Genomic DNA, 16145 nt, shown 5'->3' with positions numbered 1-16145 from the left:
TCCCAGAAACACGCACCGCATCTGTCGAGGCGGGACATGATCAACGGACGAACTTCCATGAAACCAACGTGGCTTTTAATTGGCATCCTGGCAACCGCAACCGCGCACGCGCAAACCACTCTGTATTCGGACGACTTCAGCGGAAATGGCGGATTGCTCAACGGAGCAGCGGTCGACATTAGCAACGGCCTCTCGACTAACTGGATCGCCAATAGTGCGTTTCTGGACGATGGCACAACCGATGGCAGCCTTTCGGGTTCTGCGTTGTTGGATGTCTCGCTGCAGCCGAACGCTCAATACAACCTGTCCGTCGACATTGGCGTTAATGCGGTGGGCGGTGATTGGGGTGGCTTCGGTTTCGCCTCCGGCGACGCCGCCACGTTTATTGGTCTTCCGGGTGCCGATGGTGGCAACGATGACCGCTTTACCGATGGGCCGGGTGGCCGCTCCTGGGCGCTCTTGCGGGATATCGACGGCGCGCTGAATGTGGGCGACGTCGAGTATTTCGGCGGTGCGGGTGCAGCAAACGGATTCAACGCGGACGACACGCTCGACATCGTCGCCAACACGACCTACGACGCGGAGATGCAGTTGATCACGGCCGCCGATGGTTCCAGCTATACGGTCGAGTTGTTCATCAACGGAGCGTCGGTCCTCGACGGCGATAGTGGTCTGGGGACTCCCCGAACCATCACCGACAGCATCGCCCTCATCGGTTCGGTTGGTCTCACCTTTAATAACACACTGACAACTGGTCACACCTTCGACAACTTCTTGCTCACCGAGCAGGTACTCGGCGCTCCCGACAATGTGTGGAAGGTCGACGGAGGCGGCAACTTCAACGACTCCGCCAACTGGTCGGAAAACACAGTGCCGACTTCCAAGGCTACCTTCGGTGCTGTGCTCACGGCGGCAAATTCACCGGCAACGGTCACGCTGGACAGCCCGGTGTCGCTCAACAACATCGTATTCAGCAACGGTGTCGCCGACTACATCATCAATGGCGGAAACACGCTGACGATGATCGGCGACGCGGACGTGTCGACGGTTGGTCGGCACTGGCTAAGCGTGGACGTGGCCGGTTCCGCTGGACTCACCAAGTCTGGCGCTGGCGAGTTGATTCTCGACGCTGGGAACTCCTTCAATGGAGCGCTGACCGTCAACGATGGCCGTGTGTCGGTCACGCACCCGAGTGCGATTCCCGCCGGTGCGAATGTGGACCTCGTGGCCACGACTTCCAATCTGCTGTTTGGCGGCGATAACGGCTTCTTCGTGGAGAACGGAGCAACTGGCGGTGGCTACGTTGGAGGCACGGTCGATGGCGTCATCTCCGGCACCGGCTCGGTGATCGTCACCCTGGGTGCCAAAGTTACCTTCACCGGGGCCAACACTCATACCGGCACAACCACCATCGAAGGGACCGACACCGTCCTGACGCTATCAGGAAGTGGTACCCTCGGTGCTTCAGATGGCACAGCCGCTTCCGAAACGCGCATCGGCGGCGCCGCCCAACTCACCTTCCAAGGCAAGGCCATCGGCAACGAGGTGCTGAAGCTCGACGAGCGGGCGAATGAAGGTACTCCCGCTCACCTCTCTACCGGCGGCACAAGCTCCTGGGCCGGCAACATCTTCGCCGACACGCCCGGTGAAGGAAGTCACTACAAGATCGAGTCGACTTCTGGCACGCTTACGCTTGGTGGAACCATCTCGGCCTTTGACGATGTCGCGCCCAACGACCGCTACTACGTGTTCGACACGGCCGCTGGCAGCACGATCGCCATCACCGGTGCGATTACTGATTACGCTACTGACGCCAACGGCGACTTTCTCGACGCCGACATGAACGGCACTCCCGATACCAATGCCGGCGATAACGTGCACGTTATCAAGCGAGGCCCCGGTACGCTCAACATCAGCACAGGTGGCCAGAACACCATTGCCGACCAGTTCAACTTCCACCGTGCCACGACGGTGATTGAAGAGGGAACTCTGGCAGTCATCGACTCGCAGACCGCCAACGCGGGTGAGTTGTACACGTCCCGAATCGAGGTGCACAGCGGCGCCGTCTTCGATACCAGCGCGTTCACCACCTACAACCTGCAGGTAACTCAGGATCCGGATGGAATCGAGTTCAACGGTGACGAGATCGGACAAACTCTGGCCGGCACCGGCACCATTGATACCGGCGCCGGTACTCTCGGCATGTTCGAAGACTCTGTTGTGGAGCCCGGTACCAATAACGTGGGCACGCTCACGGTCGATGGCACTCTCAGCATCAGTTCCACTCAGGCGAATCCGAATGGCGGGATGAACTTCGATCTGGCAAATGTCACCACTACCGGCAGCGGCGTGAACGACCTGCTGGATGTTGATGGTGCGCTGACGCTTAACGCATCGGGCGGTGGGCAGCACAACCTGCGGGTCACCCCCGTTAGTGGCAGCCTGGCGTCTGGTCCCTATACCATCATCACCGCCAACTCCCGCACCGGTTCGGCGACGGGTGGTAACTTCGACGTAAGCTTCACCGACCAGAACGGCAACGCCCTGAATCCTCGTCAGACCGGATCGGTCACCGTTAGCGGCAACAACGTAACGGTCAGCTTCGCAGGAGCGGCTGCTGCACGCACGTGGAACGGCACCGCTGGCAACAGCACGTGGGACGTCAACACCAGTACCAACTGGACCGGTGGCGACTCGAGGTTCCGAGACCTGGACAACGTGACGTTCGGCAGCGGCGGCACCAGCAAGGACGTTGTTTTGGAGACAACGGTCTCGCCTGGCAGCACGCTGTTCAACTCCGTCAGCACCTACACGTTCACCGGCAGTGGCGGCATCACGGGCTACGGCCCCGTGAACGTGAACGCCGGTACGGTCAAGCTGCACAACACGGCTAACGACTACCGCGGTGCGACCACCGTCGCCAGTGGGGCAACGTTGGAAACGGTCTCTGCATCCACCGGCGATGTCACCATCAATGGCACCCTGGTGCTGGGCAAACCCACCGCCACGACCATCATCGACGATTTCAGCGGCGACTTGAGCAGTTACACCAACACGGTCATCCTTGATACGGATACCGGCGGCGGTGCGAATACGGCCGCATGGCAAATCACCGGCGGAGCCGCTGAGTACAACACGACCACCTATCAGTCCATCGAGCAATCCGCACTCGTTCGTAGCGGGCTAAGCCTCGCGGTGGGTGAAGAGCTCATTGTGGACGTTGCCCACAGTGGCGATTCCCAAGACATCGGCCTCTACGTGGGTGGAACCACTCCAGTGGCTGGAACGCGACAGGACTACGTTTCGGTCTATGCTCGCAACGACGGGCAGTTGTACTCGCGAGGATTCGACGGAACCACAGAGTACGGCTTGGTGGGCGGGGGTGCTCCCGAATACACATCGCTGTTTGTCGCTCGTACCGGCGAAAACACTTTTGAGGCTGGTTTCTACGATGCTACCGGCCGCAACGTCATCACGACACGAACTCCCGCTACCGCCAACGAAGCAGACGTGATTGGTTTCTACACCGACGTTCGCGCGGCCGGAGTATTGGGTAGTGTGGACAACCTTCGAATTCTCGAGCTTGGTGGTACCGCCACCTTGGACGTCAATGGCGACTTTGACCTCAGCTCCTCGGGTGTTCTGGAGGTTGACATCATGGCAACCGGTTTCGACAGCCTCGACATCAGTGGCATGGCGACCCTCACTGGGGAGATCGCCGTATTGCTGGAAGAGGGCCTCCAACCAGCAGACGGTACGCAGTACACCATCCTTTCGGCCGCAGGCGGGATCGCCACGGCGCTCGGCAGCCTCGACTTCGGCGACGGACTGCCAAGCGGGTTCTCGGCCTCCTACGACGACTCGATGACCGACCTGATTCTGACCTTCTCGGCCGGATTGGGTGGCGACTTCAACGGAGACGGCATTGTCAACATCGCCGACTACACCGTGTGGCGAAACAACCTGGGTGCCGACGAGACCGTCCTGCCCGCTGGCACTGCGAGCGGCAATGGAGTGGTGGACGAGGCCGACTACACCTTGTGGAAAGACAACTTCGGCATGACTGCCGCCGCACTGAGCAATATTGCGTCGGCGTCGGCCAACGTGCCGGAACCAACTTCATTTGTTTTGATTGCCGGCCTTGTGGCCGGTGGGTTTTTTGCACTGCGTCGCCGTGGAATAGGGCAGCATTCCACGGTTTGACGCAGTGCGTTTGTTTGAGAACTGTTTTGCTTGTGGCCTTTTTGGCTTTTCTGTACTGGAGGTTTGATTAATGAACTGCTTTAGATTCGCATCGTGCCTTGTGGCAATCCTGACGGCCCTTGTGGCTGGCAACGCCGCACAGGCAGGACCAGTGGGAGAGATCGACAATTTCGACACGGCTGGTGTGTCGGAGTACGATTTCTTCAAAATCCTCGACCAAGGACCAACAACCAATGTGTCGTTTTCGGATGCTGGTGGAAACCTGTCGGTGCTGTCAACCGGCGCTGATGGCGCTGAACAAGTACTGTTCTTCCGCAACGATGGTGTCTCCCTGGGAGTCAACGAGGAACTGCAGGTGGACGGTCCCGCAACGGTCAATGGCGCCAACGATCTGGGCCTGGCTATTGGTGCAACCCCAACCGATCTGGGGGATGGCAGCAGTGGAGACACGCGCAGCTCGGCCGATTTCTTATTCCTTTCGTTCCGTTCGTCGACCCAACTGAACAGCCGTGGCTTTGTCGGTGGCAGTGAAGTCGGCCAGGTGCAGGCTTTCGGTGTCAACGCCGATACGCTGTTTATCGCCCGACTCGACAACGACAACATTGAGATCGGCTACTACGATGGCGCGGCTCGCAATGTGTTGCGGACGGAAACTCCGGCGTCGACCGACATTTTCAATAACGTCGGTTTTTACGCGGATCTCCGAGGCGACGGAAACACGGCCTCGGGTTTGGATAACCTTCGTATCGTTCCGGAGCCCGCTTCGTTTGTGCTGGCAGGCCTCGCAGCACTAGGCCTCGTCGCCGTGCGGCGACGACGTGCCTAGGCAACATGCGGAGCAGTAGGCTGCTCCGCGGATTACGGCACAAGCCGCTCTCGGCTGCGGCGAACTTTTCCTCCGTACCGAGAGCGGCTCTACAATTCACTACTCGCTCTCAATAAAGGCGTATTTGAGATGGCTTCCAAACGGAACGCATTTACCCTGGTCGAACTGCTGGTGGTGATCGCCATCATCGGCATTCTTGTGGCACTACTGTTGCCCGCAGTTCAAGCCGCCCGCGAAGCGGCCCGGCGGATGCAGTGCACGAACCGTTTGAAGCAACTGTCGCTCGCTGCTCTCAACTACGAGAGCACGCACGGCAAGCTCCCGGCCGCACGCATGGGTTGCGACACCGATCCGGCCTGCCCGCTAAGTAGCAACGATACCAATCATCTAGAAGGGGCAAGCGTCTTTGTACAGCTTCTGCCGTTCATGGAAGAGCAAGCGTTGTTTGATCTGTTCGACCTGGACAACAACGACATCTGGTATCCCGGTACCTGGAATTGGAACGCCCCCAACATCCAACAGGCGCTTGCCGCGACGCCGGACTCGATGGTCTGTCCTAGCGATGGCGAGCGTTTGCCGTACGCACAGTATCAACACAACGTGCCCGCCAATGTCCAGGTGGCGACCGGCAGCTTCGCGGCCGTTTGTGGCGACGTTGGCCCTCCGGCAATCGGAGACGAGTTCTATAAGAACGACCGCGCCGATGCGCGGGGCAAGCCGTTCAGCATGAAGTACAACAACACCGGCGTATTCTTCTACGCCAAGCAGATCAAGCTAAGGCAGATCCAAGACGGGTTGTCCAACACCATGTTCTTTGGCGAGACTATACTCGGTCACTTGCAGGAGCACAGCAACATCTGGAGCAATGGCAATCGAGGCACTTCCTCGATGCGGAGCACCTTCTATGCACTAAACACGCTTCCCGAGTTCGTGCAGCTGAAGGTTACTTCGCAAGAGAGTCATGGAGGTTTCAACAGCATGCATCCCGGTGGCGCGAACTTCTCCTTTGGAGATGGCAGCGTTACGTATCTGACAGACGACATTGAGCGCGAGACGTACCGCAGACTGTCGACGCGCATGCCAGAAGCCGACGTCGTGCTGGGCGAGGGCAACACGGGTGGCGGCGGCCCGCGTTGAAAACCCTACCACTTACCTACGTAACTCGACCTATACGACAGAGGTTTTTCCGAATGCGGTGCTACCACCTCTACCCGCTTGTGTGGCTGTTGAGCCTGGCTGTTCTTGCTGGATGCGGCGACAACCGCGGCTTGGTGCCCGTTTCGGGCACCGTGACCATCGACGGAAAGCCGCTGACGGTGGGCCAGGTGATGGTATCGCCCGAGGGGCATCGGCAGTCCATTGGTCCGCTGGATGACCAAGGTCGGTTTACGCTGACCTGTTACGAGAAGGGCGATGGCGCCCCCGTGGGGACCTTCCCCGTGGCTGTGATGGCAGTGGAGCAAATCAGCGAGCGCGAACTCCGCTGGCACGCACCGCGAAAGTACGCCAACGAGTTGAAGTCGGGCATCACAGCTACCATCGACGGGCCCACGGACGACCTCAAAATTGAGCTTTCGTGGGATGGCAGCCGACAGAAGGGCCCGTTTGTCGAGAAGTTTTAGCACGCAGCATCGTGGACTACGCGAAGCGGCGTGAGAAGAGGCAGGCAACAGACATCGTGATGAAGCATCGTGGAAGATTCTTGGGATCGAAGATCGTACTCGCGACGATTCTTCTGGTTGGTGGTCTGTGCGGCAGTCCCGTGGAGGCGCAACTAACGCTCGCCAGTGACATGGTGCTCGATTCCGAAGCACTGCTCATGCCAATCGGATCCACTTACGGTCCGGCCATCAATGGTCTGGGGCACCAGTCCGAGGCATTGCTGACCCGTGGCGACTACCAGTACGCCACGTGGTATCACAACGGTCCGGACGACGAGTACGTTTACGTTGCGCGGCGTCATCTATCCGGCACCAACTGGGAAGTGATTGACGACCTGGGAATCACTTTTGATCGTGGCGACGGAAACGCATGGGACAATCACAACGTGATTGCGATGGGCGTCGCCGACAATGGAACCGTCCATCTTGCGTACGACCACCATGGCCACACACTCCGGTACACCAACTCGGCCGCAGGCGCGGCAACCAGCGGCACTTGGAACGCATCACTGTTCAACTCCGAGCAGAATGCGCTGAACGTCAGCGACGCGAATCTCACGGCAGTCACCTACCCGCGTTTTGTCGACGATACGGCAACTGGTACGACGCATTTCATCTATCGCTCCGGTGGCAGTGGCAATGGCGATTTGCACGTTGCCACCTACGATCCCACATCGAGCACGTGGGGACCGCTCCGCAACTTTATTGATGGCGACGCAGGCACCTACGTCGATTCGGTGGGTAGCTCCAACAACCGCAATGCTTACCTGAACGGAGTCGACGTCGACGCCAGCGGACGGATGCACATTACCTGGACTTGGCGGGAGTCGGCGGGTGGCACCAACCATGACATCATGTACGCCTACAGCGATGATGGTGGCGACACTTGGAAGAACAATGCCGGTGTCACCGTTGGCACGCCCGGCAGTCCGATGGACCTCGACTCGCCCGGCATCACCGTGGTGCCAATGGATCGCACCAACACGCTGATGAACCAGCAGACCCAAACCGTTGACGCCGACGGCGCTGTTCACACGGTGATGTGGCATCGCGCCGACGGCCAACCGCCCACTGGAGGGTTCACGACCAGCGTCTCTGCCTACTACCACTACTTTCGCGACCCCGGCAAGACCTTGCTGGCCGATTACTTCGACGGCCAAGGCCTCGCGCTCAACGGCGCTTCGCCCGACCGCGCGCGGAACGGTGCAACGTGGGAGGCGGGCGACACTTTCCTCGACAGCGGCATCGCTGGCACCACGGTTGCCGGCGAAGCTAACGGCCAGGCGGCCCATCTCGACTTCACGCCCGAAGCCGGCAAGGTTTACACCGCCGAAGCCACCATTGTGAACAACGAGTCGAACTGGGTTGGATTCGGTTTTCTGCCATCCGATCCGTCGAGCGGCGACTGGTCGCAAACCTCGTTCGAGGTGCGACATTCCAACGCACCCGGCTACGCCTGGATGCTCAGTCGCGACAGCACTGGCAACGATCAGGAAGGCTTCCTCGGCACCGGCACCACTGGCGCGCAAGCGTGGAACGGCGACGTGGTCGATCCGACCGCCCCCGTCGACATGAAGATCGTGCTCGACACTCGCGACGAGAATTGGACGGTCGAGTGGTTCCTCAACGGCGAATCGCAGGGCACGCCGGTGGCGTACGGCTCGACCGGAAACCCCGGCATCGGCGGCATTGGATTCAGCCACGACCGCAGCGACACTTCCAACGGCGGTGCGACCATTACCAACTTCTCCCTTAAAGAGGGAGAGACTGTCGGCGAGTGGGTCCGCAACGAATTACCCACCGAACGAGCCGTTGGCTCCAGGCCCGACATGGGTTACGACGAAGCCGGCAACCTGTACGCAGTGTATCTATCCCCGGGCGAGGGAGACGGGCAGGGCGTCACGGCCGACTACTACACCAACGGCGACTTGATTATCGCGGCTGCCTCGAAGGCCACGCGCTGGCAAGACTGGGAGATCGTCTATACCGACTCCGCCGACTTCGTCGGCGAACCACGCCTCGACACCACGCGACTGGTGCAGGATGGCATTCTTTCCATCTTCGTGCAAGAGAACGGCGGCAACATCGGCACTCCGACCGGCTCGGCGCTGCACGTCTACGAGTTCGATCGCCTTGCGCAACACGTAGTGTGGGCAGGCACCGACGCGGCCGAGTGGAACAACGACGCCACTTCAGACTGGGATAGCGAGGGCGACGACTTCGGCGACGCAACTTTCCAAGCTGGCTATCGCGTGACCTTCGACGACGGCGGCACCAGCTTGAACTTGCAAATCACCGAAGCTGTTGCTCCGTCCTCCACAGTGTTTCGGAATACGTCCGGCAGCAGCTACTCACTATCTGGTCAGCCCATCGCTGGAACAGGCGACTTGCGACTCATCGGTGGCGGCGACGTCCATCTCAACAACGGAGCCAACACCTACTCTGGCGATACGATCGTCGACAGCGGCACGCTCTACCTGCAAGGCGACACCTCGCTCGTCTCGCCAAACATCCGCGTTGCAGCAGGCGCGGCACTGGATGCCTCGGGCACCATTTCTGGTAATCTTGCCCTGGTCGGTCAGAACCTCACGGTCGACGGGCAAGTCGCAGGCAACGTGCAAGCCTCAAGCGGTTCGACAGTCGCGCTCGGCGCGGCCGCGCAAGTGCAAGGCGCCGTCAGCGTTTCGGGCTCCGCGATGCTTTCCGGGCAGGGCACCATTACCGGGAACCTGCAAGCGATTGGGGGCGTTGTCCGCGTGGGCGGTGTGGGCCTAAGTACGACGGGTGGAACATCCTCCACGGTGATCGACGACTTCGAAAGCGGCCTTTCCGGCTACACCTCGACCATCATTCTGGACACGAATGGTGGCGGGTCCAACTTCGCCAGTTGGCAAATCGATCAAGGACGCTTGCAGTACGTCACCACATTCGAGTGGGGCTCGACTGTGGAACAATCGGCGTACATTCGCAACGGACTCGCGCTTGACGTTGGCCAGGAGGTGCAAGTCGACCTCGACCACACCAACGCTTCCCAAGACATCGGGCTGTACGTGGGAGGCACCTCCCCCACAACCGGCGTTCGCGAGAACTACGTGAATATCTACGCGCGAGCGGGTGGAGGACTCTTTTCGCGGGGGTTCCTCGGCGAGAACGAACTCAATCTGCAGAGTGGAGGCTCTCCCAGTTTCGATCAACTATTCATCAAACGAGTGGGTACCGACGACTACGAACTGGGGTACTACAACGGAACGAATCGCGTTGTTCTCACCACTCGCAACGGCATGACTGGCAACGATGGAAGCGTGGTTGGTTTCTACACCGACGTACGCAACGAGGGAGAACTCGGACTACTCGACAACTTCACCATCGTCGAGACCGGCGTGCTTCAATACCAGGGAGAAACACTGCTAGTCGAGGGAGACGCCGAGTTCGATTCCTTGGCGACGCTCCAGCTAGACATCGCCACACCGAATGGCAGCGACCTGCTGATGGTCACGGGGAACATGCAGGCCGGAGGAACATTGGAAGTCACACTGGACGATGAAGCGCCGGCGCCCAGTTTGGGAGACGGCTTTGATCTGCTGGATTTCGCGTCGGCCGGTGGGGCGTTTGACGACTTCGTTCTTCCGCTGCTATCCACGGGGTTGGCCTGGAACACTACCCAACTGCTGGAAAACGGTTTGCTGAGTGTCGGTCTCGCTGGAGATTATAATGGGGATGGAGCGGTTAACCTGGCCGACTACACCGTCTGGCGGAACAACCTGGGCGGCAACTGGATCAGCAATCGCGATTCGGGACTTTTCGGCGCGATCGGCGTTCAAGATTACGATGTCTGGAAGCAGAATTTTGGGCTCACCATGGTTTCGGGCGCGGTTCACACTTCCGCCGCAGTGCCCGAACCGAGTACTTTGTGGCTAGTCGCCCTGACACTTGGGATCACGTGCTTGGTTCGTGGCTATGGCTCTCCCGGTGCCGAGGCCAGAGAACAGAGACGTTAACGAAACTCATCGAAACATGCCTTGCAGGTCCGCAACTCTCTGGCTTTCCGCGCTGTCGTTGGCAGTGTGCATCGCCGCATGTCCTGCCCATGCCGACCCGCCCGAAGTTGTTCATCCGGAGTTGTCGGCCTCGCTTGAAGCGAGTATGGACCTCGAAAGTGGTTGGCAGAATCCACCGCGCATGGCGCGCGTACATTGCTGGTGGTGGTGGCTGAATGCCAATGTCACGAAGGAGGCCATCACGCGCGACTTGGAACAGATGAAGGCCAAGGGGATGGGCGGGGCCAACATCATCGACGCCGCCCACGCCAGCCAGGGAGAGCAATCGAAACCCCCACACGGCCCCGACTTCGCTTCGCCCGAGTGGCGAGAGTTGTTCGTCCACGCGCTCCGCGAAGCCGAGCGGCTCGACCTGGAGCTTGGTTTCAACATCCAAAGTGGTTGGAACCTGGGAGGACCGACGGTCACACCCGAACATGCTGCCAAGGAGGTCACCTGGTCGCGACAGTTTGTAACCGGTGGCAAGGATGTCGAGCTTGAGCTGCCCGAGCCGGACTCGCGATACGACTACTACCAGGACATCGCCGTGCTGGCGGTGCCCCTTCCCGCCGGGCGGAGGCAGCGACTGGCGCGGATCGACAACTTTCGACAGAAGGCCTACCACGATTACCCCGGCGGCTTCACGGCGGTCGACGCCACGCACCTGCTAGAAGTCGGCCCGCGTGGGCGCGGTGTGGCCATCGACCGCGAGTCGATACGCGACCTGACCGAACTTGTAACCCCCGATGGCGTGCTTAACTGGAAGGCGCCGGACGGTCGGTGGTTGGTTCTGCGTTTCGGCTACACGCCCTCTGGCGCGCACGTGTCGACTTCCAGCGACAACTGGAAAGGGTTGGCGATCGACTACATGGATCGTGAAGCCTTCCATCAGTACTGCAATGATGTGTTGAACCCCATCCTCGAAGCGGCGGAACCGCACATCGGAAAGTCGTTGCGGTACCTGCATACCGATAGCTGGGAGCTCGGCCCAGTGAACTGGACCGCCGCCATGCGCGACGAGTTCCAGAAACGTCGTGGCTACGAGCTTCAGTCGTTCCTTCCGGCGCTAGCCGGATACGTAGTGGATGATGCCGAAACGTCGAACCGTTTTCTGAGTGACTTTCGCCGTACCATCGCCGATTTGATTGCCGACGGCAAATACACTGCCTTTGCTGAATACGCCCACCAGCGCGGGCTGGGCATCCACCCTGAGTCGGGTGGACCTCACGCGGCACCGGTAGACGCGTTACTCTGCCTGGGTAGAAGCGATATCCCCATGGGCGAGTTTTGGGCGCGCTCTCAAACGCATCGCACCGCGGACACCTCGCGGCTGTTCGTCAAGCAACCTTCCTCGGCAGCGCACATCTACGGTCGACGGCTGGTCATGGCCGAAGCGTTCACCACTATTGGGCCTCACTGGCAACGCGATCCTCGCGACTTGAAGCCGGTGTTCGACCGCGTCGCCTGCGAAGGGCTCAACCTGGTGATGTGGCACACCTTCGATTGTTCGCCACCCGAGGCCGGCACGCCGGGCAATGCGTACTTTGCCGGAACGCATCTAAATCCGCAGGTTACCTGGTGGGATCAGGCCGATGGCTTTCTGGGCTACCTGAATCGCTGCCAGTTCCTCCTGCAGCAAGGCTTGCCGGTGTCCGACGTGCTGTACTTCTATGGCGAGAACGTACCGAGCTTTGTGCGCCTGAAGCGCGATAACCCAGCCTCCGTTCCCGAGGGCTACGACTACGATGTGGCGAACCTTGAAGTGCTGGCCACCCGCACGCGCGTGGAAAATGGCCAGATCGTGCTACCCAATGGCACCAGCTACGCAGTGCTGGTGCTGCCGCCGTCGGGCCATTACGGGCTAGAAGCGCTACGGCATATCGAGCGACTGGTTGAGTCCGGAGCCACGGTAGTTGGCGAGAAGCCCACCTCGGCCATTGGTTTGTTGGCCGACCCCAAGCAGGAGACTGAGTTTGCCCAACTAGCCGATCGGCTGTGGTCTACCGGAGCCGTCAAACCCATCGAAACCCAAGAGTTGCTCCAAGATACTACGCCGCCCGACTTTGCCTATTCCAACTTGGATGGAGCTCAGCTCGACTACATTCACCGTCGCACCTCGGATGCCGACATCTACTTTGTTGCCAACCGACTAGAGGAGCCTTGTCGCACTGAGTGCCATTTCCGAACGCGCAGCAGTAGCGTCGAATTGTGGGACCCCGTGACCGGCGTTATAAAGGCAGCCTCAGAAGTTCGCTCCCAGGACGATCAAACAACTCTTGAATTAGACCTTCCGGCCAATGGATCGGTGTTCGTGATCTTCCGCGACGAACCTACGCCCGGCGTGGAGCCTGCTGTGCATTGGCGACAGGTCGACACGGTGCCGTTGGAGGGGCCCTGGAATGTTTTGTTCGACCCCGAGTGGGGCGGCCCAGAAGAAGTCGTCTTCCCATCGCTGATCGACTGGACAAAGTCCGACGACGATCGTATTTGCTACTACTCCGGCACGGCTGTTTACGAGAAAAAGTTCGACCTGCCCGAGTCGCTCGGTCCCCAACAACGTCTGTTGCTGGATCTGGGCGAAGTAGAAGACATGGCCCGTGTTTACCTGAACGGCCACGATCTGGGTGTTGTTTGGACCACGCCGTTTCGGGTGGAGCTTGCGTCCGCTTTACGCAAACAGGAGAACCATCTCCGCATTGAGGTGGTCAACCAGTGGCCGAACCGTTTGATCGGCGATGCAAAACTCCCGCCAGAAAGTCGGCGAACCAGAACTAACATCCGCAAATTCGACGAGGGCAAGCATCGCCTGATGCCGTCGGGACTTCTGGGGCCCGTTAGGTTAGAATTGGAATCGCCCGCGGAGAGTGATCGTGTTACCGAGGCTCGCAGGGAACCGCTCGACTCGAAGGAGTCGAAGTGAGATTCAGGCGAGAGTCGGCTCTCGGTCCCTTCGGTAGAGCCTCGTTGAACCCCATCTCGATCCGCGGCACTGGTCAACGCTCGTTCGGCCAATTGCCCAGGCGCGACGAGTGAGGATTCGTCTGCCCTCGATTCCGCACCTTGGATAGCGATAGCTATCTGTACAAGACAAGCCTTTTCCCACAGCGCCGTTGGAGTTTTCCGTCGGACGACGTGTGCGAAGCAGGGCGACCTACGCAATTCCCAAGACAACTCACGAATCTCTCGATGCTCGAAGAACTGAAACAAGCGGTCTGCCAAGCCAACCTCGACCTCGTGTCGCACGGATTGGTAATCCTCACCTGGGGCAACGTTAGTGGCCTGAGCGAAGATCGCGAACTGATGGCCATCAAGCCGAGCGGCGTGGCGTACACGGAGTTGCGCCCCGAGCATATCGTGATCGTCAGCATTGCGACCGGCGAGGTGGTCGAGGGCGACTTGAACCCTTCGAGCGACACTCCGACGCACCGCTTGCTTTACCAGAGCTTCGATCAAATTGGCGGAATCACGCATACGCACAGCGTCAGCGCCACCGCGTGGGCGCAAGCCCGGCGATCGATTCCTTGTTTCGGAACGACCCACGCCGATCATTTCTATGGCGAGCTTCCCGTCACGCGGCCACTCACCCAGCAGGAGATCGAGGAGGCGTACGAGGAAAACACCGGCCACGTAATCGTGGAGACGTTTGCCCAGATCGACCCCAGCGCCGTCCCTGGCGTGCTGGTGGCCAATCACGCTCCCTTTGCTTGGGGCAAAAGCGCTGCGAAGAGCGTGGAGAATGCGGTGGCGATTGAGGCCGTGGCGGAAATGGCCCTCAAGACGCTCGCGGTGAATCCCGCTGCAGCGGCTGTCGATCAATACCTGCTCGACAAACACTACTTCCGCAAGCACGGTGCCGGCGCCTACTACGGCCAAGGCGGCGACCATTGATTTCCGGGGGCAGTTCCTTCCATGCCGAACATTCTTCCCAAACTCGAAACCCTCGAAGCCTGGTTCATAACCGGCAGCCAGCACTTGTATGGCGATGAGGCGCTGGCCAAGGTGGCGGAGCACTCCCAGCAAGTCGCCGCCGCCCTGGATGGGGATGCGGAGATTCCTGTTCGAGTGGTGTTCAAACCGGTGGTCACGCGGCCCGAGGAGGTTTGCCAACTGATCGACGAGGCCAACGCCGCGCCGAACTGCGTGGGGCTGATCGCGTGGATGCACACGTTCTCACCCGCCAAGATGTGGATCGCCGGCCTGTCGAATCTGAACAAGCCGCTGCTGCACCTGCACACGCAGTTCAATCGCGAACTGCCGTGGCAGACGATTGATATGGATTTCATGAATCTGAACCAATCGGCCCACGGTGGCCGCGAGTTCGGCTTTATGTGTAGCCGGTTGCGTGTTGCGCGCAAGGTGGTGGTTGGTCATTGGGACGACGCTCAAGTGCGAGGCGAGGTCGGCACCTGGACCCGCGCCGCGGCAGCGCGACACGATCTGCGGTCGGCGCGCATCGCCCGCATTGGCGACAACATGCGCGAGGTGGCCGTGACCGAGGGCGATAAGGTCGCCGCCCAGATCACGTTCGGCTACTCGGTCAACGGCTACGGACTGGGAGACGTCGCCGCGTTCGTCAGCCATGCAACCGAAGCCGATGTCGACCGACTCTGCAGCGAGTACGACGAAACGTACGCGATGGCCAACTCGCTAAAGCCCAACGGCCCGCATCGGCCGTCGCTTCGCGATGCCGCCCGCATCGAGTTGGGGCTCCGCGGTTTTCTCGAGTCCGAAGGCTTCGTCGGCTACACCGACACATTCGAAAACCTGCACGGCCTTAAGCAACTGCCGGGCATTGCCTCGCAACGGCTGATGGCCGACGGTTACGGGTTCGGCGCCGAAGGCGACTGGAAGGCAGCTGCCTTGGTGCGGGCGTCGAAAGTCATGGCCGCCGGACTATCAGGCGGTACGTCGTTCATGGAAGACTACACCTATCACCTCTCGCCCGACGGATCGCAGGTGCTCGGCGCCCACATGCTGGAAGTCTGCCCGACTATCGCGGCAGATCGACCGAAATGCGAAATCCACCCTTTAGGCATCGGCGGCAAAGAAGACCCGGTGCGGTTGGTGTTCGATACCCCAGCCGGGCCGGCAGTGAACGCCACTGTGGTGGACTTGGGTAACCGCTTCCGCATGGTCTTGAACGAAGTCGACGTCGTGACTCCGCCGGATCCGATGAGCAAGCTGCCGGTAGCGCGGGCGTTGTGGGAGCCCAAGCCGAACCTCAAAACGGCGGCTGCCGCGTGGATTTACGCGGGCGGATCGCACCATCCCGTATTCAGTCAAGCGCTCACGGCACAGCACTACGAAGACTTTGCCGAGATGACCGGCATCGAGTTGGTAGTGATCAACTCGGATACGAGGCTTCGCGAACTGAAGAACCAATTGTTGCTGGGAGACCTGCGCAAGGATTAGTTCCCG

The 16145-nt window shown here is 60.1% G+C and carries 8 protein-coding genes; all 8 read left to right on the top strand.

The genetic code is table 11. The annotated features are described in order from the left end of the window. The first annotated feature begins 57 nt into the window (after positions 1–57). Entirely contained in the window at positions 58–4203 is a 4146-nt protein-coding gene (locus tag ACQK2L_RS03610) for a beta strand repeat-containing protein (protein WP_425395565.1), read from the top strand. A 70-nt stretch (positions 4204–4273) separates the two neighbouring features. Next, complete coding sequence (locus ACQK2L_RS03605) at positions 4274–5029, top strand: PEP-CTERM sorting domain-containing protein (protein WP_425395564.1); 756 nt, start codon at positions 4274–4276, stop codon at positions 5027–5029. Positions 5030–5158: 129 nt separating this feature from the next. Next, positions 5159–6166 carry a DUF1559 domain-containing protein gene (locus ACQK2L_RS03600; protein WP_425395563.1) on the top strand — a complete coding sequence of 336 codons (1008 nt, stop codon included), beginning with the start codon at positions 5159–5161 and terminating at the stop codon, positions 6164–6166. Positions 6167–6219: 53 nt separating this feature from the next. Next, positions 6220–6651 carry a hypothetical protein gene (locus ACQK2L_RS03595; protein ID WP_425395562.1) on the top strand — a complete coding sequence of 144 codons (432 nt, stop codon included), beginning with the start codon at positions 6220–6222 and terminating at the stop codon, positions 6649–6651. Between the two features lie 59 nt (positions 6652–6710). After that, positions 6711–10688 (top strand): BNR-4 repeat-containing protein, encoded by a 3978-nt coding sequence (locus ACQK2L_RS03590; protein WP_425397411.1) that lies wholly within the window; start codon positions 6711–6713, stop codon positions 10686–10688. Positions 10689–10704: 16 nt separating this feature from the next. Then, a complete protein-coding gene (locus tag ACQK2L_RS03585) occupies positions 10705–13647 on the top strand; it encodes a glycosyl hydrolase (RefSeq protein ID WP_425395561.1) in 2943 nt (980 codons plus the stop codon). A 266-nt stretch (positions 13648–13913) separates the two neighbouring features. Continuing rightward, positions 13914–14615: an L-ribulose-5-phosphate 4-epimerase AraD gene (gene araD, locus ACQK2L_RS03580; RefSeq protein ID WP_425395560.1), complete on the top strand. Its 702-nt coding sequence runs from the start codon at positions 13914–13916 to the stop codon at positions 14613–14615. A gap of 21 nt (positions 14616–14636) precedes the next feature. Beyond that, positions 14637–16139: an L-arabinose isomerase gene (araA, locus tag ACQK2L_RS03575; protein WP_425395559.1), complete on the top strand. Its 1503-nt coding sequence runs from the start codon at positions 14637–14639 to the stop codon at positions 16137–16139. Positions 16140–16145: the final 6 nt, after the last annotated feature.

Source organism: Aeoliella sp. (assembly GCF_965227375.1).
GTDB lineage: Bacteria > Planctomycetota > Planctomycetia > Pirellulales > Lacipirellulaceae > Aeoliella.
This window is presented reverse-complemented; position numbering and strand designations above follow the sequence as displayed.

Excerpts from the sequence above, each read along its gene's own strand:
- ACQK2L_RS03585 (WP_425395561.1), top strand. The coding sequence starts at position 10,705 with ATGCCTTGCAGGTCCGCAACTCTCTGGCTTTCCGCGCTGTCGTTGGCA.
- ACQK2L_RS03590 (WP_425397411.1), top strand. The coding sequence starts at position 6,711 with ATGAAGCATCGTGGAAGATTCTTGGGATCGAAGATCGTACTCGCGACG.
- ACQK2L_RS03600 (WP_425395563.1), top strand. The coding sequence starts at position 5,159 with ATGGCTTCCAAACGGAACGCATTTACCCTGGTCGAACTGCTGGTGGTG.
- araD (WP_425395560.1), top strand. The coding sequence starts at position 13,914 with ATGCTCGAAGAACTGAAACAAGCGGTCTGCCAAGCCAACCTCGACCTC.
- ACQK2L_RS03595 (WP_425395562.1), top strand. The coding sequence starts at position 6,220 with ATGCGGTGCTACCACCTCTACCCGCTTGTGTGGCTGTTGAGCCTGGCT.
- araA (WP_425395559.1), top strand. The coding sequence starts at position 14,637 with ATGCCGAACATTCTTCCCAAACTCGAAACCCTCGAAGCCTGGTTCATA.
- ACQK2L_RS03610 (WP_425395565.1), top strand. The coding sequence starts at position 58 with ATGAAACCAACGTGGCTTTTAATTGGCATCCTGGCAACCGCAACCGCG.
- ACQK2L_RS03605 (WP_425395564.1), top strand. The coding sequence starts at position 4,274 with ATGAACTGCTTTAGATTCGCATCGTGCCTTGTGGCAATCCTGACGGCC.